This window comes from Salicola sp. Rm-C-2C1-2, from assembly GCF_040196175.1.
Taxonomy (GTDB): Bacteria; Pseudomonadota; Gammaproteobacteria; order Pseudomonadales; family Oleiphilaceae; genus Halospina.
In genome coordinates this window covers 70,782-89,795 of sequence record NZ_JBEFNF010000008.1, presented here as the reverse complement: position 1 = coordinate 89,795, position 19,014 = coordinate 70,782, and the positions used below count along the sequence as shown (strand labels likewise).

Here is a 19,014-nt window from a genome sequence, read left to right as displayed (position 1 = left end):
GTCGCTCAGGCCTCGCAGGTGGGCCGGGTTCTCAGCCTCAGCCATGCCCTGATCCGTCGTGACAGGGCATCCACCGCGATGTTCAAAAGGGCTGTGATCAGAATCAGTACCATGGCCCGGTCAAAGCGGATCTCCTGGATTGCACCTTCCACATAGAACCCCAGCGTGGTGATGCCGAGAATGCCCAGGATGGCGGTCTCGCGCATGATGATTTCCCACCGGTAGAACAGAAACGCCAGAAAGGGTGGGTAGACCCGTGGCACCAGCTCCCATGCATAACGGTTGAAACCACCAGGCGCACCCTGGCGCAAGGGCACTTCGTCGCTCATGCGTCCGACCAGGTGGCCGATGATGCCACCGTTGTGCAGTGCCAGGGCCACTACGGCCGGCAGCATGGACGGGCCCCAGAGCTGGAGCAGGATGTAGGCCAGCATGTACTCCGGGGTGGAACGCGCTATGACCAGCAGCACGTGACCACTGGTGCGGCGTACCGGCCCGGTGAAGTGGGTGGAGATCAGAGGAAAGGCCAGCAGCGCCAGAACACCAGTGGCCACCAGTGCCATCTGGGTCAGCAGCAGGGTGTTCCAGACGCCCGGCAAAGCCTGGTTAACCAGGATCTCTGTGAGCCAGGGTTCCAGACCCTGCCAGCCTTCGCCTTCGCGCAATGGTCGGGGCACGATGTCCTGGGTGACGAAGCGGGTTACGTTGCCCCAGATGATGGGCAGCCCTTCCCCCAGGAAGAAAGGCGCCACCACCAGATAGACTGGGACCAGGCGCGGCCGTACCCACAGCCGCATGGTGGCGATCAGGAGGTAGAACAGCAGCAGAAGCGCGCCCACCTGGGAGTAATAGCCCTGAGAGAAGGCCGCCTCCAGGTGGAACCCAAGGGTGGGCAGGCCGATGAACCCCAGGATGGCGGACGAACGCAGGCCGCACTCCAGCCGGTACGCGGTGTAGGTGCGCAGGTGCGGCCAGGCCTCGGGCACCTGAGTGAAAAAGTAGCGCAGCAGACGGCCCGTATTCTTCGGTACCGCTCTAGCGGGCAGAGGGTCAGCCTCATCGATGATCTCGGAATACACTTTGGCAAAAATGCCCGAGAACGGAATGGCGATGGCCAGAACCCCGGAAAGCGGATGGATCCCGAAGCACTGGAGAAAGATCAGTGCCCAGAAAATCTCATGGATGGAGCGGATAAAGGCGCAGAAAGCGCGCACCAGGCGCGAGCTGAAAACCGTCGTGAGGAGGAAGCCCGCGACCGCGCCGAGCGCTACCCCGGTGAAGGCATAGGCCAAGGTTCGGGTGAAAGCGGTCAGCAGCTCATCCGTTGCCGTGAAATCCGGGGTGATCAGGCCATGAAGGAGCCGCTGGAGTTCCCGCCACGGGTTAACCGTGGTAATCGCCAGGTCCGCAAACGGCAGGCAGGCCAGAGCCACGCCGATGAACGCCAGGGTTATGAAGCCGGTGCGGGATCGAAGCATGTCAGTAGAGCGGCTGCAGATCGGCGGTTGAAAGTCGACTGCTTGGCTCGTCCAGGGCGATGTGGCCATCCTGGATACCGACGACACGGTCGGAATAGGCCAATGCCAGATCCACGTCGTGCAGCGCGATCACGGAGGTTGGATAGCCCCGCGACAGAGCGTCCATGATGCGTCGCGCCAAAGGCCCATCGAGGGCGGAAACCGGCTCATCCGCCAGCAGCATACTGCCCTGCTGGTAAAGCGCCCGGGCGACCGCTGTCCGTTGGCGTTGGCCACCAGAGAGCTCACCTGTGGGCTCACGCAGTTTGTCGCCAAGCCCGAGTTCATCGAGGATTGTCTGGACTTCGCCACGCGGCTTTTGCAGCGGAAACAGCAGGTTGATCAGGCTATAAATCGCGCTATGGCGGTCCAGCTGGCCCATGTAGACGTTGTGAAAGACCGACAGTGTATCCACCAGCCCCAGATCCTGGGGCATAAAGGCGGTGCCGGAACCGGCCTGATCGTAAAGCAGGCTCAGCAGTGTCGACTTGCCGGCGCCGCTTTGTCCCACCAGGGCCACCCGTTCACCGGCCGCCAGACTGAGCGAGAGCGGGCCCAGGACCCGCTCGCCACCATAGCTGGCAGAAAGGTTGCTGACCTCAAGTGCTGCCATCAGTCGAGCAGGCCTGTTTCCCTGCCGACCCGCCGGATAGTCTTATAGTCGTCATTGCTGGCAGGCACGAACGCGGAGCGCGGGAAGGTCTCCAGCAGTTCCGGATCGTCCATGTTCAGCAGCGCCTTCTGCACCCTTTGCTTGAAACCGTCGCCAAAACGCTCATTCACATCGCCCCGGATGGTCCATTGATAATCGGGATAGGTGGGCGACTTCCAGATCACCTGGGCCTCATCCGTATCAATCTCACCGTTGTCGACCATTTTCTCCCAGACCGTGTAGTTCAGCACACCGACCTCATAGGTCCCTGTCTCAACGAGCCTGGCAGTGCGGGTATGGTTGCCGCTAAAGCCGACGCGGCTGAAAACCTCATCCGGTGCCTGATTGAAACGCTCACGGATGTAGTACTCCGGCATCAACCGTCCCGAGGTTGAGCCGCGCGAACCAAAGCTCAGGGTCTTGCCTGTGACTGCTTTTGGCAGCTTACCCTCGGACGGTTCAATCCCGGTGCTTTTGTGAGCAATGAAATAACTGCGGAATTTCTGGTCCTCAGCGCCCTGTGCAATGGCTTGCGAGCCGGGAACAGCTTCACGCGCCCGGACGCCGGAAAGACCGCCGAACCATGCCAGCTGAACCTGATTATTGCGGAAGGTGGTGACCGACGCCGCGTAGGATTTGACCGGAACAAAGCGAACCGGTACATCAAGCTTGCTCTCCAGGTAGTCCGCCACCTTGGAGAAGCGTTTTTCCAGACTGGTTTCATCCTCATCCGGAATCGCCGTGAAATAGAGCGTCGGTTCGGCCAACGCCGGAGAGCTCATCATCAGGGCCACAAGTAGGCCGGTTATCAAGCGCATCGTATCGTCTCCTTGATCATTATCGTATCTGAGGTAGCGTGGAGTCCTACGCTGGAAAGTCTCTCAGCGTTCATTAGTAATCATCAAATCAGGATCCGGCACCTTGCACATCACATTTGTCACGCCCGCCGTGCGCGGATCACGCGCCGGTAATCGCGCCACGGCCGAACGCTGGGCCCGCCTGTTGCGGGCTGGCGGCCACCGGACGCGCATTATAACGGAATACGACGCCGAACCCACGGATCTGCTGGTGGCGCTGCACGCCTGGCGCAGCAGTGAGTCCGTGCGTGCGTATCGGGCACACCATCCTGCCGCGCCCTTGATTGTGGCGCTCACCGGCACCGACATCTACCGCTTCCAGCACACGGATCCGCAGGCAACAGCGTACAGCATGCACGAGGCGGACGCCTTGATTGCGCTGCATGAACGGGCTGCGGACGACCTCTCGAGGGCTTTTCACAATCGCCTCCATACGATCTTTCAATCGGCTGAGCCACTGCCCCGGCGCCAGTCTCCGGTACAGTCCCGGTTCGATGTGGTGGTCATTGGTCACCTGCGGGACGAGAAGGACTCGTTGCGCACCGCCTGGGCGGCCCGCCAGGTGCCATCGGCTTCGCGGCTCAATGTGATTCAGCTGGGCCGGGCGCACAATGATCATTGGCAAGCGCTGGCGCACCAGGAGGCGCGCGGGAACGCGCGTTTCGACTGGAAGGGCGAACTGCCCCGCTGGCAGGTGCGTCGGCACATGGCCAGGGCCCGCCTGATGGTGATCAGTTCAGTCATGGAAGGGGGCGCCAATGTGGTCTCCGAGGCGTGCGTGGCCGGATTGCCGGTGATCGCCTCCGCGATTCCCGGCAACGTGGGGCTGCTCGGTGACGACTATCCCGGTACCTATCCAGTGGCGGACACGGCCGCCCTGCGCGAGCAGCTCCTGCGCGCTGAAAACGACCCGGGGTTCCTGCAAACACTGCGGGCCCATGTTGAAGCGCGGGCGCCGCTGTTCCGGCCCAAAACCGAGCAGGCGGCGCTGGAACGGGTGGTCAATACCGTCATGGGCCAATACGCTGGCCACCAATCAACGTACACTCTTTAGAATCGAACGCTACGGAGAACGCACGGGATGAACGACCGCGACAGCCTGATCCAGGCCCTCCATCAAACCCGGGACCGCGTGAAGGATCTGGTCTGCAGCCTGCGCGAGGACCAGCTCAGCGTGCCCTATCACCCCGGCGTGAACCCGCCGGTCTGGGAAATGGGCCACGCCACCTTTTTTTACGAGGTCTTCGTCCTTAACCGGCTGGACGGCACACCCAGCTACGACCCCGCCATGGACCAGCTCTGGGACTCCTTCTATATGGACCATGGAGACCGCTGGTCCAAAGAGCTGTTCCCCTCGCGCGCGGCGACGCTCGAATACATGGATACCATCATCCAGCGCGTCGAGGACCGCATCCGTAACCAGCCGCTGACGGATGAGGCACTGTATCTCTATCGCTATGCGATCTATCACCAGAACATGCACGTGGAGTCCATGACCTGGTGCCGCCAGACCGTGGGCTATCCGGCACCGCCTTTCGTGCAACCCAAGGGCTTAACCAGCGAAGGCGTGGATCAGGACGCACGTGGCGATGTGACCATTCCCGCGGGGCGCTACCTGATTGGCCTGCCGGCGAACCGCGATACCGATGCCTACGCTACCGAGGACTTCGGCTTCGATAACGAAAAGCCGGCCTTCGAGGTGGATCTTCCGGAATTCAAAATGTCGCGCACCCTGGTGACCAACGGCGAGTTCCAGAAGTTCGTGGAAGAGGGGGGCTATGAGCGCGCTGAATTCTGGAGCCAGGGCGGACGCAAGTGGCTGGAACGCGAGATCAACCTGCACTTCGGCACTGGCGAGCCGCCGCTGATGGGAAGCCAGACGCAGCCGTTCCATTGGCGCAAGCGCGATGGCCGCTGGTACGAGCGGGTGTTTGACCAGTGGCTGGCGCTGGAGCCGGGGCATCCGGTGAAGCAGATCAGTTACTGGGAGGCAGAGGCGTTCTGCAACTGGGCCGGGCGGCGTCTGCCTACTGAGTATGAGTGGGAAGTAGCGGCTCTCGCCAATCAGCCGGGCGAGCAGCGCCAGCGCTACCCCTGGGGCAATGAGATGGACCCGGAGAAGCTGGATATGGACCAGCGTTACATGGGGCGTGTGCCGGTAACGGCGTTCCCAGCGGGTGAGAGCCCTTTCGGCTGCCGGCAGATGCTGGGCACGGTCTGGGAGTGGACGAGCAACGAGTTCTTCCCTTATGACGGCTTTGCGGTGGATATGTATCCGTTCATGTCGACGTTGCAGTTCGGGACGCACAAGACCACCAAAGGCGGTGGGTGTGCGGCCTCGTCCATGCTGATTCGTGGTACTTACCGGCAGGCTTACCATCCGGATCGGTGCGATGTTTATACCGGGTTCCGGACCTGCGCGTTGTCTCAAGATTGAAAGCTGGTACGGGGCAGGTGCTCGGGTAGTGTTGTACGGGAATCGCCACAAGTACATGCATGTAGGCTGCGCGGTCGCCATCCCTGGCGACCGAGCTTCCCGTGCAATACTACCCGACCCCCTGCCTCAGAGTTTGTTGCTGTACGAGAACCCTATATGACTGACTTCTATGAGTCTGATGAGCAGTTGGGCCAGTACATGGACTTCCATTACGGCCCCGAGCATTTCGGCGTGCCGAATTTCCCGAAAGCCTGTGCCGAACGCTGTCTGAGGGCCAAGCCCGAGGGCAACCGGGCTCTGGATCTGGGCTGTGCCACCGGCCGTAGCACCCTGGAGCTGGCGAAGGGGTTTGAGCATGTGCTGGGTATGGACCTGTCGCATCGGTTCATTGAGGCGGCGGAGCGGCTGCGCCGGGATGGCGAGCTGGAGTACCGGCTGGTGGATGAGGGCGAGCTTGCGCACCGCGAGACGGTTGCCCTGGCGGATCTGGGGCTGGTGGAAGAAGCCGACCGGGTGGCGTTCGAGGAGGGCGATGCCGGGAACCTGGGGCTGGATTACAGCGGCTACGACTTGATTTTTGCCGGTAATCTGATCGATCGCATGCCCAACCCGGGAGCTTTTCTGAGTGGTTTGCGGGAGCGGTTGAATCCGGGCGGGGTGCTGGTGGTGACCTCACCCTACACGCTGCTGCCCGAGTTCACGCCCCGTGACAACTGGATCGGCGGTTACTACGGCGCGGATGGCGAGCCTGTGACGGTTCTGGATGGCATGAAAGCGCATCTGGAACCCGGCATGCAGCTGGCCGCCGAGCCAGAGGGTGTGCCTTTCGTGATCCGCGAGACACGTCGCAAGCACCAGCATACGCTGGCGCAATTGACGATCTGGAGTCGGGTCGAGTAATCACGGAGGGACTGCTCAGGGATTGAGCAGGATCGGCTCCAGTGCCTCGCCCTGAGCCTTGACCCGGCCGATGACCGCTGTTTCCGGGTATCCCATTGCCTGCAGCGCGTGCACACAGGCGTCTGCCTTGTCCGCCGGTATACTGGCAAGCAGGCCACCGGCCGTCTGTGGGTCGAATGCCAGCGGGTAGCGCGGATGGTTGACCATGGCCTCCTGGTTGCGGATGGCGCGGCGCAGGCGCACATTGGCCGGCTGCAGTGAGCTGAGGATGCCGGAGGCGGCGGTTTCCTCGGCGCCGGGCAGGACCGGGATGGCACCCAGGTCCAGTTCCGCGTCCACGCCCGAGGGACGGGTCATTTCCACCAGGTGGCCGAGCAGGCCGAAGCCGGTCACATCCGTGCAGGCCTTGGCCCCGTACTCATGCAGACAGCGCGCGGCCTGCTGGTTCGAAACAAGCATGGATTCAAGTGCTGAGTCGATCCAGCGGCCTTTCGCTTCCAGCCTGGGATGGGCGGCAAACAGGGTGCCGGTCCCGACCGGCTTGGTCAGGATCAGCACATCCCCGGGCTTCATGCCGCCCTTGCTCATAACGGTCTCAGGGTCGATGTAGCCATTGGCGGCAAAGCCCAGAGCCAACTCCTTACCCTCGCCGGTGTGGCCGCCGACCAGGGCGCAGCCGGCGTTATTCAGGGTCTCAACCGCACCGGCCATCATCTGGTAGACCACGTCTTCCACTTTGGATTCCAGCCCATACGGCACGGTCGCCACGGCGGTGGCACTCTGGGTCTCCGCGCCCATGGCGAAGAGGTCGCCCAGGCTGTGGTTGGCGGCAACCTGCCCGAAGATGTAGGGATCGTCGATGAAGGCGCGGAAGAAGTCCACTGTGTGCACCATGGCCATACCCTCTGGCACACGCACTACGGCGGCGTCGTCGGGCGCGTGCAGGCCCACCAGGACGTCGTCGCGCTCAATGGGTTGCAGGCTGTTCAGGGCCCGTGACAGCACCGTGCTGCCGACCTTGGCGCCGCAGCCACCGCAGCGCATGGCTACCGCGGAAATGGCCTGCTGGGCCTCGTCATTGCCGAGGGCAATACCGGAGGTGGGGTCGTCTTTGCTGTCCTCGCTCATTGCGGGCAGCTGATTGAACTTGGCCATGAAGCGCTGGTCGATCCAGTCCTTCCAGCGCCACACCCATTCACCCGCGAACCCGATGGACCCGCGCGAGGCCACGGCGTACTGGTCGCCAGTACTGATCAGGGCCAGCCACTGCTTCTGCGGGTGGTAGTCCTTCAGCTTTTTGCCATGCACGGCCCGGCGCAGGTTCTGCCCCAGCGGCTTACCCTGGCGCACGGCGAAGACGCCCGCCTTCTCACGCGGGTGGTTGATCATGGTGGCGATGTCGCCGGCGGCGAAGATTTTGGGATCCGTGACGGTCTGCAGCGTATCACGGACCTTGATGAAACCGCCCTCGTCCAGTTCCAGGCCGGTGCCTGCCAGCCATGGCGCGCCGCCGGCCTGGGTCACCCAGAGGACTTCGTCCGCATCAAAGGTCGCGCCGCTGGTGGCGGTCAATTGGCCATCGGAAACCTGATCAATGCGCGTGTTTTCATGAACGTTCACACCTCTTTGCTGCAGAACGGACTCGAAGCGGCGGCGAACGCCGCTGTTGTGCGTAGGCAGAAGCTGCCCCGAGGCATTGAACAGATGGAACCGTGCCGCCTCCGGGTCTTTGCCGGCGGCACTGAGCGCGTTGCGCAGCCGGTGCTGCATCGCCAGAGTCAGCTCCACGCCACCCGCGCCGCCGCCGACCACGGCTACATCCAGCGGGCCTTCGTGGTTTTCCATGCGTTCCAGCAGGGATTGCCAGCGGTTATTGAAGCGGTTGATGGGTTTGACCGGCACGCTGTGGTCCTCGGCTCCGGCAACCTGGTCGACCCGTGGCGTGGAGCCGATGTTGATGGACAGCAGGTCGTAGGGAATGGCCGGGCGATCACGGCAGATGACCTGCTGGTTGCTGCGGTCGATGTCGATGGCTTCGCTGCGGTAAAAGCGGGCGCCGGCGAACTCGGCCAGGCGGCTGAGGTCGATGTGGACGTCGTCGTAGCTGTAATGGCCGGCGATGTAGCCGGGGAGCATGCCGGAGTAGGGGGTGTGAGTGTCGCGGCAGATGAGGTTGAGGCGCACGCCTGGGATGGGGTTCATAGCGAAGTTGCGCAGTACGCCAACGTGGCTGTGGCCGCCTCCGATGAGGACGATATCGCGGAGTACTGGCTGATCGGGTCGGTCCATTAGGTGCCTCATCTGTGAATTGCTTTCGGTCTGGGGCGGTGGTGGCGGGGGTTGCTGCACGGCAAGCTCTGGAACCATGGATTCCCGTGCAGCAACCCCGCCGCCGCCTTCTCGCCTGATCCAACCCCTAATCTACGCAGAAGAAGGCGTTGAAGATCGCAGGTTGATTCCCGGCACTGTTAAAAGCACCACGGAATCATCGGGCGCGCTATGGTATCAATGCCGCTCGCGATACAGCGATAGGGAGAGATATCGCATGAGGCAGGCCTTTTCCGTAGTGGCGGTGGCGACGCTGGTGGTGGCGATACCGGCGCAGGCGCAAAGTTACTACATCGGTGTGAACGGCGGCTATTCCGATTTCCGGGATACGCGCTTCAGCTATGGTGATGCGGGGAGTACCCGCGTTCTGGGCGCCTATGAAGGGGGCGAGACGGTGTCCGTGAGTATCGGCCGGGCGTCGGAAGGCAGCGCAACCTTCAATGGTCGGACGGAGCTGGAGTTCGGGTTCCAGCGTGATCGCGTCGACGGCATGGTGTTTGATGACACCACCAATGAAGAGCCGGCGATTGACGACGACAGCCAGGCGGTCGACGGGGATAGCGGTGAGGTTGAGGATGAAGGCAGTCGTGAGCGTATAGGCGATGTATCCGGGCATTCAGAAGCGGCTTTCGGGTTCGCCAATGCCATTGGCGATTTCAGTTTTACCAGCAATACGGCCCTGGTGGGCGGTTTTGGGTTTGGTATCGCGGAGGTGAATTTTGATCAGCACAGCGCCCGTGGGCAGGGAGTGGTGATGGATGAGCGTGACATCACCTACGGCTATCAAATGATTGGCGGGATGGCTTGGCGGCCGTTCAGTATGCTGGATCTGGAGGTGTCGTACCGTTACCGCTCCTGGGAGGACGTCAGCCTGCGCGCCACCAATGGCATCAAGACCAAGCTTTCCGTGCGCTCGCACAATCTCATTGGCAGTCTGCGTCTGCGGTTTTAATCCGGATGGAAACTGCTAGTCTGGGAGGCAATGTTCGTAAACCGGAAGGATAATCATGGTCTGGCTCAAGGCGTTTATTGCTGCATTTCTGGCAACCCTCGTGTTCCATCAGGGTGTATTCGGTCTGATGTATCTGGCCGGGATGGTTCCCGCTCCGCCGTTCAATATGGAGCCGAGGGGGCCGCTGGGCGTGCCCGCAGTGCTTTCGCTGGCATTCTGGGGCGGGCTCTGGGGCCTGGCGCTCTGGGCGGTGGTCCGGCGCATGGGGGCTCTGGGTTACTGGGGGATTGCCCTGGTCTTCGGGGCGGTGCTGCCCACGGCCGTGGCCATGCTGGTGGTGTTTCCGCTCAAGGGACTGGATGTGTCCGCCTCCACCTGGGTCGGTGGTGGCATCCTCAATGGCGCCTGGGGAATTGGAACGGCCCTGTTCATGGTGCTGATGGGGGCCCGCCGGCGCCCTGTGGATGAGATCTGACTATCGCGGGCAGCGGTAGGCTGTGCCGCTTACCTCGGGCGTGACGCTCGTCTCATTGTGCTGCCAGACCACATGCGTGGCATCACGCCGGGCGGCACTCTCGAGCGCCCGGTTACGCGCACTGACCATGGCTTCACCCTGGGACCAGTGGAACCCGGAAGTGCTGCCGTAGACTGAACCCACAGGCTCACAGTTTGCCACCTCCGAGGGATGGGCCTCCACAATCCGTGCCGCTTCGGGACTGGGGCTGCTGGCGCACCCCGCTATCATTGCAACCGCACCTGCCAGCGCCGTGAACCGCTGAATCACTCCCATAACGACCTCCTCGACCTAATTCCTGCCTTGATAACACGATTCCCTCGTGAACCGCTATGCTGGTGGAGCAGTGGCGCTGAATGAAGGCACTGAGCAACCCAGAGAGGAGTACAGAATGACCCATACCGGTGTCGTACTGACCGGCGGAGGCGCCCGGGCCGCCTATCAGGTTGGCGTATTGCGGGCGATTTCGGATATGTATCCGGCCAGTGGCCACCCGTTCGACGTAGTGGTTGGCACCTCAGCGGGCGCTATCAATGCCGCAGGTCTGGCGGGCGGTGGCAGCATTTTCCGCCACAATGTCACGCATCTTGAAACGATCTGGGCGAACCTGAGCGTGGACCAGGTCTATCATTCCGGCTCCATGGCCATCATGCGGAATATGACCCGGGTCGCGCGCAAGCTGATCTCGGGGAGCGAGCAGCGCCAGAGTCTGTCGCTTCTCAATAACGCCCCGCTCAGGCAGCTTCTGGAACAGCAGCTGGACTTTGATGCCGTCCATGAGGCGATTGAACAGGGGCATCTTCGGGCGCTCGGGCTCAATGCCTGTGGCTACACCACGGGGCGCAACCTGTGTTTTTTCGAGACCGGCTCAGACATCAGCAGCTGGAACAACGGCCAGCGTGGCGGCGCACGCACAGAGCTTTCGCTGGATCATGTCATGGCCTCGTCCGCCATCCCCACGCTCTTTGAGCCGGTTCACATCAACCGCGAGTATTTTGGCGATGGCGTGACACGCCAGATGGCGCACATCAGCCCGGCCATCCGTCTGGGCGCGCAGAAGGTGCTCATCATTGGCGTCAGCGGCAACAGCCGGAGCGAGCCCCGACGCCCGCAGAAGCCGGTGATCCCCACGTTCGGCCAGATCATGAGCCATGTGTTCAACGGGCTCTTTCTGGACACGCTGGAGTACGACATTGAGCGGCTGGATGTCATCAATCAGCTGTTGTCGCTGATCCCGGAAGAATCAGTGGCTCAGGCCGGGCTGGATCTCAAGCCCATCGAGCTTCTGGATATTTCGCCCAGCAAGCCACTGGAAGACATCGCAGAACAGTATATGGACGGCCTCCCCGCTATTTTGCGCACCCTCGGCGGGGTGCCCGAGGATGGCAACATCTCCGGTGCCAGCCTGGGCAGCTACCTGCTGTTCGATCAGCGCTTCAGCCGGGATCTGATCGAGCTGGGCTACAAGGACGCCCAGGACCAGAGCGATGAGATCGCGCGTTTCTTCGGCCCCGGCACCCCCTGAGTCAGGGTCGCAGTCCCTTCATCAGGCATTCAGTTGAAGCGGGTAAAATCCGGTGCCCGCTTCTCCTTGAACGCCGCAAAGGCTTCGGTGGCTTCCGGGGACTCCAGCCGCTGCGCAAACTGCTGACCTTCGCGTTCCATGGTCTCTGACACCTCTTCCGCGGTGGCGGCGTTCATCAGTTCCTTGGTGGCGCGCAGGGCGGCGGGTGGCAGTGCGGCCAGCTCCAGGCAGGCGTTCCAGGCGGTGGTCTCGGTGTCCGATGGGTCGCAGACGCCGTTGATCAGGCCATAACGCTCGGCTTTTTCGGCGTCGAAGGGGCGGCCGAGCAGCAGCAGTTCACCGGCGCGCACACGGCCGAGCCAGCGCGGCAGCAGCAGGCTGGAGGCACCCTCTGCGCACAGGCCCAGGTTGGTGAAGGGCATGCGGAAGGTGGTGTTGCTGCCGGCCCAGGCGAGGTCGCAGTGCAGCAGCAGGGTGGTGCCGATGCCCACTGCGGGGCCGTTGGCGGCGGCGACGATGGGTTTGGTGGCTTCAGCCAGGGCGAACAGGAAGCGGCCGACGGGGGTGTTCTGGAATGTATCCGGCAGGCCGTTTTCGAATTCGGAGAGATCGTTGCCGGCGGTGAAGCATTCGCTGTTGCCGGCGATGAGGATGGCGCGGATGGCGGGGTCGTTATGGCCCTCGGCCACGCCGTCCGCGAGGGCGGTGTACATGGCGTGGGTGAGGGCGTTTTTCTGGTCCGGGCGGTTGATGCGCAGGATCAGGATCTGGTGGCTTTTTTCCTGAGTGATGTGGTCGGTCATGGGTTTTTCCTGGAATTCGGTTGTGGCATGGAAAGTGATTCTGAAAGTCTAACGCTGGAAAGGGTGGGTGGATGCTCTCCTCCATGTATTCAGAGGCAATGCCAGTATCTGAGTTGAGCAAAAGCAGAGTATAACGGCCCGCGCCGATTCTGTAACATCATGGTCCACACACTGTCTGGTGCGTATGAGAAATCAGAGAAGTCAGGAACAGAACAGGAATCGATAATGGAAGAGACCGTCGCTCAACCGCTGAAACTGCTGGATCCGCGTAAGTTCCGGGACTCGTGGACGACTGCGGACGGGGAGCCGCGGGCGAGTGTGCACCTGGTGAAGCTGGAGACCCTTTGGTTCTGCACCGGTACCCTGTGCAATCTGACCTGTGAGCACTGCTACATCGAGTCCTCGCCCACGAACGACAGCCTGGTCTACATCAGCGTGGGCGAGGTGGCGACGTATCTGGATGAGATTGAGCGGGAAGGGCTGGGGACGCAGACTATTGCGTTCACCGGCGGTGAACCGTTCATGAACCCCGATATGGTGCCGATCCTCGACGAGGTGCTGCGGAGGGGCTATGAGGTGATGGTGCTGACCAATGCCATGAAGCCGATGATGAAAGTGAGCGAGCCGTTGCTGGCGGTGCATAAGCAGTACGGCGAGCGCCTGACCATGCGCATCTCCATCGATCACTACAGCAAGGATGTACACGAGCAGGAGCGCGGCAAGCGCTCCTGGGATCCGGCGATCCAGGGCATGCAGTGGCTCAGCAGCCATGGGTTCCATCTCGACATTGCCGGGCGTCTGTTCTCCGGCGAGACCGAGGAACAGATGCGCGCCGGTTTTGCACGCCTGTTTGAGCGCGAAGGCATCCAGATGGACGCCTGGAACCGGCATCAGGTGGTGCTGTTCCCGGAAATGGACGAGCGGGTGGACGTACCCGAGATCACCACCGACTGCTGGCGCAAACTCAAAGTGTCGCCAGACGACCAGATGTGCGCCAGCTCCCGCATGGTCATCAAGCGTAAGGGCGCCGACCACCCCGTGGTCGTCCCCTGCACCCTGCTGCCGTACCAGCCCGAATTCGAACTGGGCCAGACCCTGAGCGAAAGCTTCCAGGAAGTCCCCCTCAACCACCCCCACTGCGCCAAATTCTGCGTCCTCGGCGGCGCCAGTTGTTCCGGCTGATCAAGGATGGGAGGGGGAATCCTATCCGGGAGGCTCGATGGCAGGGATGCCATCGCGCCAGCGCCCATGGATGGGTTCACAGCGGTCCCGGAAAGGGTTCCCCCTCCCAGCCGCAGGCAACCAAATCAAAAATGCCCAGCACAAGGCCGGGCATTTCCAAAAGCTTAAAAGGTAGAGCGGACGATCAGTCCAGCGCCACCCCAAAAGCCTCCTTGAACTGCTTCGCAAACTCATCACGCGTCAGCGAATGGTTCTGCGGCCCGGTGCTGGCGACCTTGATGGAGCCCATCAGTGACGCCATGCGGCCCGCGGTCTTCCAGTCCTTGCCTTCACTCAGACCGGTGAGCAGCGCCGCGCGGTAAGCATCGCCACAACCCGTCGGGTCCTTGATGGCGGCCGGCTTCACCGGCTCCACGTGAACCTCCTCATCGGCATAGATCACGGAACCATCGCCGCCCAGCGTCACGATCAGCGCCTCAACCTTATCACCAATCTGCTGGCGGCTCAGGCCCGTCTTCTCTTCCAGCATGCCCGCCTCGTAGTCGTTCACGGCAACCCAGGTGGCTTTCTCAACGAACCACTCCAGATCATTGCCATCGAACATCGGCAGGCCCTGGCCCGGATCGAACATGAACGGAATGCCCGCCTCCGCGAACTGGCGCGCGTGCTCAATCATGCCGTCGCGCCCGTCCGGCGCAACAATGCCCATCTTGATGCCCTGGCCCGTGGGCACGCTCTGGGTGTGCGCATGGTTCATGGCGCCCGGGTGGAAGGCCGTGATCTGGTTGTCTTCCATGTCCGTGGTGATGTAGGCCTGAGCGCAGTACTCGGAATCAATGGTCGTCACGTACTTGTCATTGATGCCGTGCTTGTTCAGCCAGTCACGGTAGCTGCCGAAGTCGGCGCCGACGGTGCCCATGGCCAGACCATCGCCACCCAGCAGGTTCATGTTGTAGATGATGTTGCCGGCGGTACCGCCAAAGTTGCGCTGCAGGTCCGGTACCATGAAGGCCACGTTCAGCATGTGAACGCGATCCGGCATGATGTGATCCTTGAATTTGCCATCAAAGGTCATGATGGTGTCGTAAGCGAACGATCCACAGATCAGTGCTGTCATCGGTAGTCTCCTTGGTTCCCTGCGCCGCTTGCGGCTAAGCGCGGGTGCGCCCGCGAGCGGTGCCAGTTGTGAAGTTATGATTGGGGCTTCCAGCCCCATGGTCGCCTTGCAGGCTACCTTTGTCTGGCGCTTGTTTCAAATCGGAAACATACGGCCGCATCAGGAAATGCGGCTACGCGTCGGCCCCTGAATCATCCGGCAGCTGTGCCTGAGCCTCGTGGTAGGTCAGTGCCTGAATGCCTGAGCCCTGCATGGAGGCACGCAGAGAATGGGCCAGGGCGAAAGCGTAGGCACGCTGGTAGAACGGCATCTGCCCCTGATAGCGCGGCAGCGCGTCCTCCACCGTTTCGGATTCCTCCATGGCTTCTTCGAACGACGCCCAGCGCTGCTCCAGGCTGGCCATCAGCTGCTCGTCCGCCGCGGCCTCCTCGCACATCTCCAGCGACCAGGTCATATCCTCATGCAGCTCACACTCACCGATGTAGCGGCCGTAGACTCGTTCATTCCACTCATCCGGGCGGATGGGCGAGAGCCAGAACCGGCCGTTCTTCTGGTAGAGCCAATAGCTGTTGCCACGCACGGGCTTGAACTTGAAGTCACTCTCCAGCACGAACAGCGACGTGAACAGCTCGAGTGAAATCTGCTTGATCTGCTTGGGCTGGGCCATGAGTGCTGGTGCCCGGCTTTCTTCAAGGAAAGCCAGAACCGGTCGCAGGCCCTTGCCCTGGGGGTTGGGATTATCCGACATAATTGAAACCCTATCATAAAGTCCTGTGGTGTCCCACGTTTACCCATTCCGGGATAGACGGATCAGCCATCGGAGCAAGAGTCAGGATTGGGGCTGACTGCTAGTCTGATTAACGCGTTATAACTTTCCTGTGCGGGCTGATTCTACGGCATGAATGACTGTATGAGCGAAGAAACCGAAACAGTCGCACCACCCAGGCAGGAACAGCGGTGCCGCAACCCCGGCTCTGGCATGGCCCTTCTCGGCCAGCATCCGCTGTTCAATGGTCTTTCCAGAGCCGACTTTGAGGATCTGGCTGACAGTGTGCGCCTGGTACAGCTGCGTCGCGGCCAGGTGCTGTACGAGCAGGACTCACCGGCCTACGAATTCTTTTACGTCATCAGTGGCCGGTTGCGTTTATATCGGCTTGATCCCTCCGGCCAGGAGCGCACCCTGGACAGCCACGGCTCCGGGGAGGTGTTTGCGGATGTGATGATCTACGCCGACCCGGCCCGGTACGTGGCCTATGCCGAGCCTTTGCGGCGAACGGAATTACTGGCGATCCCCACGGCCAGGTTCCGGGAAGTGCTTAATCGCAACCCGGAATACAGCCAGCTGCTGCTGCGCCAGTATGCCTCGCGCATGGTGCAGCGTTTTCAGGATCTGGAAGTGATGACGGTGCGCCGCGGCGTACAGCGCGTGATGCGTTACCTGCTGCAGTTTGTGCCGGAGAGCCAGCGCTACAACATCGAAGTGGAGCTGCCGCTACCCCAGAACCAGATCGCCACCCGCCTGGCGATGCAGCCGGAGACCCTCTCCCGGCTGATGCGGGACATGGCCGATGAGGGTGTGTTCGAGCTCCGGCGCGGTCGGTTGTTCATTCCGGACCGTCGCGCGCTGGAAGAGCGCTGCCGCTAACCTCAGGCAGCGCCCAGAGCCTGCATGACCTCGTCGCAACTGCAGTCGATAATGCTGACATGGCGGAACCCCATGCGCTCGAGCGCCTCCGCCGCCAGCGCCGCCCGGCCACCGGTGGCACAGTGGAGGAAGATCGGTGTCTCGGGGTCCGTGGTGTATTCCGGAATCTTCATCTCCAGAACGCCGCGCGGCAGATTGATGGTGCCGGCGGCCTGTTTCTCGCTCACCTCTAAAGGTTCGCGCACGTCGATCACCAGCGCCTCAGGCTGATCCGCGAGCATGTCGCGTGCCGCCTGTGGCGTGAGACAGCGCAGGTTTGCTTTGGTCTCTCCAACGATCTCGGGAAGGGATCGAATGCTCATCAGCTGGCTCCTCGTTAGTCTATTTAGATTATTCTAATGTAAAGGCGCGGGTGCGTCACTGGTCATCCGTAGTCTCCTCAGTGGGCAAGCCGCCGCAGAATGTGGATAATCGTCATCAATGATTGTCTGTACGGGCTGTTTCAAAGCGACAGCGCCAGTTGTTGTTATACTGTTGAAAACAGTTGAAAGGATCTGCGCATGACTGGACGTCTCAAATCCGTTTTCCGCCATATCTTCGCGCGCTTTGCGGCGTTGGAGCGACCCCATAAACGGTTTGTCTCTGTCATCTCGGATGCGCTTTTTGTCCTGTTTTCCCTCTGGGCGGCTTTTTCCCTGCGCTACGAGACGCTGTTCCGGTTTGATGCCCCGGCTTACTGGGTGCTGTTCGCCGTTACGGCCGGGGCGACCATCTTCCTGTTTGCACGGCTCGGGCTTTACCGGGCGGTCATCCGTTATCTGAGTGAACGGGCTCTGGTTACTGTTCTGGCCGGGATCACCGGCTCGGCACTCATCCTCATCGCCACGGCCTTTGTGCTGCAGGTGGCCATGCCCCGTTCGGTTCCGTTTCTCTACGGCGCGCTGGCGTTCCTGTTCGTTACCGGTACCCGCTTCAGTGTGCGCACCGTGCTTAACCGCCCGCGCCATTTGAGCAAGATGCCGGTGCTGATCGTGGGCGCCGGCGAGACCGGCCTGCAGCTGGCCTCCGCGTTGAGCCAAGGCATCGAGTATCGGCCTGTCGCCTTTATCAGCCTGGAACCTGATAACCACAGTACCACGATCAACGCGCTGCCGGTCTATGACCTGGGCCATGCCCGCAAGGCGGTGCATAAGCACCAGGCGGAACGGATCCTGCTGGCGATTGATGAGCGCGCGGTGGTGGATCGCCGTCAGCTGCTGAGTGATCTTGAGGACCTGCCCGTGCCGGTGCAGACGGTGCCCTCGGTAACGGAACTGGTGACCGGCCAGGCCCGGATCAGCGATGTGCGGGATCTGGCTATTGATGATCTGCTCGGGCGCGACCCGGTGCGCTACCGTAATGAGGAGGTGGCGGAATCGCTTAGCGGCAAGGTGGTCATGGTCACCGGCGCAGGTGGCTCCATCGGCTCTGAGCTGTGCCGCCAGATCCTGAGGCAGGAGCCCGCGGGGCTGGTGCTGTTCGAGCAGTCTGAGTTCGCGCTCTACAGCACGGAGCGCGAACTGCACACCATCTGTGAGAACGAGGAACTCGAGATCCCCATCCACCCGCTTCTGGGCAGCGTCACCCACCGGCGCCGTTGCGAATGCGTGATGCGTGGGTTCGGAGTGAACATTGTCTACCATGCCGCCGCCTACAAGCACGTGCCACTGGTCGAGCAGAACGTGGTCGAGGGGGTGCAGAACAACGTCTTTGGCACCTGGTACGCCGCCGAATCCGCCATCGCCGCGGGCGTGGAACAGTTCGTTCTGATCTCCACGGACAAAGCCGTGCGGCCCACCAACGTCATGGGCGCGAGCAAGCGTCTGGCTGAGCTGGTCCTGCAGGGGCTGGCGCGGCGCCAGAGGCACACCGTCTTCTCCATGGTGCGCTTTGGCAATGTGCTGGGGTCCTCGGGCTCCGTGGTGCCGCTGTTCCGGGAACAGATCCGCAGTGGCGGGCCCGTGACCGTGACCCATCCGGACATCACGCGTTATTTCATGACGATCCCGGAGGCCAGCCAACTGGTCCTGCAAGCCGGCACCATGGGTGAGGGTGGGGAAGTGTTCGTGCTCGATATGGGCGAACCGGTGCGCATCGCCGACCTGGCCCGGCGCATGATCCACCTGATGGGGCTTACTGAGAAGAGCGAGGATAACCCCCGTGGTGACATTGAAGTGGTCTTCAGCGGTCTGCGCCCCGGCGAGAAACTCTATGAGGAGCTGCTGATCGGCGACAACCCTCAAGGCACCGCCCACCCGCGCATCATGAAGGCACGGGAAAGCGACATGGACTGGGCCTCATTGGAGGAGTTGCTGGAACAGCTGATGCTGGCCAGTCGAGGCTTCGACTGCGAGCGCGTGGTTGAGCTGCTGCGCGTCGCACACACCGGCTACCAGCCCAACGACGGCGTCTGCGATCTGGTCTGGCGTAACGGTGGCGATGAGGTCCTGCACATGAGTGACGGTGCCAATGTCAGCGAGACGCTGAGGCGCATTTTTGAATAGCGTCGAGCACGAAGCCCATAGCAGGCTGATCCTGGCAGGGGC

18 protein-coding genes are annotated in these 19,014 nt (G+C 61.9%); 9 read left to right on the top strand and 9 right to left on the bottom strand.

The features are described from left to right. Nucleotides 1-5 precede the first annotated feature (5 nt). From AAF659_RS13155 to AAF659_RS13145, 3 genes are read right to left on the bottom strand one after another with little or no spacing between them, the layout of a single operon-like run. On the bottom strand, nt 6-1,478 hold the full coding sequence (locus tag AAF659_RS13155; RefSeq protein ID WP_349752236.1) for a PhnE/PtxC family ABC transporter permease: 1,473 nt from the start codon (nt 1,476-1,478) through the stop codon (nt 6-8). Between the two features lies 1 nt (nt 1,479). Continuing rightward, nucleotides 1,480-2,130, bottom strand: coding sequence for a phosphonate ABC transporter ATP-binding protein (locus AAF659_RS13150; RefSeq protein ID WP_349752235.1), 651 nt, complete (start codon nt 2,128-2,130; stop codon nt 1,480-1,482). After that, on the bottom strand, nt 2,130-2,987 hold the full coding sequence (locus AAF659_RS13145; protein WP_349752234.1) for a putative selenate ABC transporter substrate-binding protein: 858 nt from the start codon (nt 2,985-2,987) through the stop codon (nt 2,130-2,132). Before AAF659_RS13145 ends, AAF659_RS13150 begins: the two co-directional genes overlap by 1 nt. Nucleotides 2,988-3,090: 103 nt before the next feature. On the opposite strand from AAF659_RS13145, the gene senB reads away from it, so the two are divergent. From senB to AAF659_RS13130, 3 genes are all read left to right on the top strand, one after another. Next, entirely contained in the window at nt 3,091-4,080 is a 990-nt protein-coding gene (senB, locus tag AAF659_RS13140) for a selenoneine biosynthesis selenosugar synthase SenB (RefSeq protein ID WP_349752233.1), read from the top strand. A gap of 27 nt (nt 4,081-4,107) precedes the next feature. Next, nucleotides 4,108-5,463 (top strand): selenoneine synthase SenA, encoded by a 1,356-nt coding sequence (senA, locus tag AAF659_RS13135; RefSeq protein ID WP_349752232.1) that lies wholly within the window; start codon nt 4,108-4,110, stop codon nt 5,461-5,463. Nucleotides 5,464-5,619: 156 nt separating this feature from the next. Beyond that, nucleotides 5,620-6,363, top strand: a complete 744-nt coding sequence (locus tag AAF659_RS13130) for a putative 4-mercaptohistidine N1-methyltransferase (RefSeq protein WP_349752231.1) — start codon at nt 5,620-5,622, stop codon at nt 6,361-6,363. A 15-nt stretch (nt 6,364-6,378) separates the two neighbouring features. Here AAF659_RS13130 and selD read toward each other — a convergent pair whose 3' ends face one another. Next, nucleotides 6,379-8,652, bottom strand: a complete 2,274-nt coding sequence (selD, locus tag AAF659_RS13125) for a selenide, water dikinase SelD (protein ID WP_349752230.1) — start codon at nt 8,650-8,652, stop codon at nt 6,379-6,381. A gap of 256 nt (nt 8,653-8,908) precedes the next feature. Here selD and AAF659_RS13120 point away from each other — a divergent pair, with 256 nt between their 5' ends. Together AAF659_RS13120 and AAF659_RS13115 are read left to right on the top strand one after the other, a co-directional pair. Beyond that, nucleotides 8,909-9,643 (top strand): outer membrane protein, encoded by a 735-nt coding sequence (locus tag AAF659_RS13120; RefSeq protein WP_349752229.1) that lies wholly within the window; start codon nt 8,909-8,911, stop codon nt 9,641-9,643. A gap of 55 nt (nt 9,644-9,698) precedes the next feature. Then, the gene (locus AAF659_RS13115) at nt 9,699-10,118 is read left to right on the top strand and encodes a hypothetical protein (protein WP_349752228.1); all 420 of its coding nucleotides are present in this window, start codon (nt 9,699-9,701) and stop codon (nt 10,116-10,118) included. On the opposite strand, the gene AAF659_RS13110 is transcribed toward AAF659_RS13115, so the two are convergent. Continuing rightward, a complete protein-coding gene (locus tag AAF659_RS13110; protein ID WP_349752227.1) occupies nt 10,119-10,433 on the bottom strand; it encodes a DUF4156 domain-containing protein in 315 nt (104 codons plus the stop codon). Between the two features lie 115 nt (nt 10,434-10,548). Between AAF659_RS13110 and AAF659_RS13105 the strand changes: the two genes are divergently transcribed. Next, nucleotides 10,549-11,682 (top strand): patatin-like phospholipase family protein, encoded by a 1,134-nt coding sequence (locus tag AAF659_RS13105; protein ID WP_349752226.1) that lies wholly within the window; start codon nt 10,549-10,551, stop codon nt 11,680-11,682. Nucleotides 11,683-11,711: 29 nt separating this feature from the next. On the opposite strand, the gene AAF659_RS13100 is transcribed toward AAF659_RS13105, so the two are convergent. Further along, entirely contained in the window at nt 11,712-12,485 is a 774-nt protein-coding gene (locus AAF659_RS13100; RefSeq protein ID WP_349752225.1) for an enoyl-CoA hydratase, read from the bottom strand. Between the two features lie 225 nt (nt 12,486-12,710). Here AAF659_RS13100 and AAF659_RS13095 point away from each other — a divergent pair, with 225 nt between their 5' ends. Next, the gene (locus AAF659_RS13095) at nt 12,711-13,667 is read left to right on the top strand and encodes a radical SAM protein (protein WP_349752224.1); all 957 of its coding nucleotides are present in this window, start codon (nt 12,711-12,713) and stop codon (nt 13,665-13,667) included. 184 nt (nt 13,668-13,851) lie between these two features. Here AAF659_RS13095 and AAF659_RS13090 read toward each other — a convergent pair whose 3' ends face one another. Both AAF659_RS13090 and AAF659_RS13085 read right to left on the bottom strand, forming a co-directional pair. Further along, nucleotides 13,852-14,784: a carbohydrate kinase family protein gene (locus AAF659_RS13090; protein WP_349752223.1), complete on the bottom strand. Its 933-nt coding sequence runs from the start codon at nt 14,782-14,784 to the stop codon at nt 13,852-13,854. Nucleotides 14,785-14,956: 172 nt separating this feature from the next. Then, entirely contained in the window at nt 14,957-15,532 is a 576-nt protein-coding gene (locus AAF659_RS13085) for a DUF2452 domain-containing protein (RefSeq protein WP_349752222.1), read from the bottom strand. A gap of 162 nt (nt 15,533-15,694) precedes the next feature. Here AAF659_RS13085 and AAF659_RS13080 point away from each other — a divergent pair, with 162 nt between their 5' ends. After that, entirely contained in the window at nt 15,695-16,429 is a 735-nt protein-coding gene (locus AAF659_RS13080; protein ID WP_349752221.1) for a Crp/Fnr family transcriptional regulator, read from the top strand. 2 nt (nt 16,430-16,431) lie between these two features. Here the strand turns inward: AAF659_RS13080 and AAF659_RS13075 are convergent, their stop codons facing one another. After that, on the bottom strand, nt 16,432-16,791 hold the full coding sequence (locus AAF659_RS13075) for a rhodanese-like domain-containing protein (RefSeq protein ID WP_349752220.1): 360 nt from the start codon (nt 16,789-16,791) through the stop codon (nt 16,432-16,434). Between the two features lie 198 nt (nt 16,792-16,989). Here AAF659_RS13075 and AAF659_RS13070 point away from each other — a divergent pair, with 198 nt between their 5' ends. Continuing rightward, on the top strand, nt 16,990-18,972 hold the full coding sequence (locus AAF659_RS13070; protein ID WP_349752219.1) for a polysaccharide biosynthesis protein: 1,983 nt from the start codon (nt 16,990-16,992) through the stop codon (nt 18,970-18,972). The last annotated feature ends 42 nt before the right edge of the window (nt 18,973-19,014 follow it).

Bases quoted from the DNA above. Each gene is read 5' to 3' on its own strand.
- AAF659_RS13090 (WP_349752223.1), bottom strand. From the start codon at position 14,784: ATGACAGCACTGATCTGTGGATCGTTCGCTTACGACACCATCATGACC.
- AAF659_RS13095 (WP_349752224.1), top strand. From the start codon at position 12,711: ATGGAAGAGACCGTCGCTCAACCGCTGAAACTGCTGGATCCGCGTAAG.
- AAF659_RS13130 (WP_349752231.1), top strand. From the start codon at position 5,620: ATGACTGACTTCTATGAGTCTGATGAGCAGTTGGGCCAGTACATGGAC.
- AAF659_RS13145 (WP_349752234.1), bottom strand. From the start codon at position 2,987: ATGCGCTTGATAACCGGCCTACTTGTGGCCCTGATGATGAGCTCTCCG.
- AAF659_RS13075 (WP_349752220.1), bottom strand. From the start codon at position 16,791: ATGAGCATTCGATCCCTTCCCGAGATCGTTGGAGAGACCAAAGCAAAC.
- AAF659_RS13155 (WP_349752236.1), bottom strand. From the start codon at position 1,478: ATGCTTCGATCCCGCACCGGCTTCATAACCCTGGCGTTCATCGGCGTG.
- AAF659_RS13070 (WP_349752219.1), top strand. From the start codon at position 16,990: ATGACTGGACGTCTCAAATCCGTTTTCCGCCATATCTTCGCGCGCTTT.
- AAF659_RS13080 (WP_349752221.1), top strand. From the start codon at position 15,695: ATGAGCGAAGAAACCGAAACAGTCGCACCACCCAGGCAGGAACAGCGG.
- AAF659_RS13150 (WP_349752235.1), bottom strand. From the start codon at position 2,130: ATGGCAGCACTTGAGGTCAGCAACCTTTCTGCCAGCTATGGTGGCGAG.
- AAF659_RS13120 (WP_349752229.1), top strand. From the start codon at position 8,909: ATGAGGCAGGCCTTTTCCGTAGTGGCGGTGGCGACGCTGGTGGTGGCG.
- AAF659_RS13100 (WP_349752225.1), bottom strand. From the start codon at position 12,485: ATGACCGACCACATCACTCAGGAAAAAAGCCACCAGATCCTGATCCTG.
- selD (WP_349752230.1), bottom strand. From the start codon at position 8,652: ATGGACCGACCCGATCAGCCAGTACTCCGCGATATCGTCCTCATCGGA.
- AAF659_RS13085 (WP_349752222.1), bottom strand. From the start codon at position 15,532: ATGTCGGATAATCCCAACCCCCAGGGCAAGGGCCTGCGACCGGTTCTG.
- senA (WP_349752232.1), top strand. From the start codon at position 4,108: ATGAACGACCGCGACAGCCTGATCCAGGCCCTCCATCAAACCCGGGAC.
- AAF659_RS13105 (WP_349752226.1), top strand. From the start codon at position 10,549: ATGACCCATACCGGTGTCGTACTGACCGGCGGAGGCGCCCGGGCCGCC.
- AAF659_RS13110 (WP_349752227.1), bottom strand. From the start codon at position 10,433: ATGGGAGTGATTCAGCGGTTCACGGCGCTGGCAGGTGCGGTTGCAATG.
- AAF659_RS13115 (WP_349752228.1), top strand. From the start codon at position 9,699: ATGGTCTGGCTCAAGGCGTTTATTGCTGCATTTCTGGCAACCCTCGTG.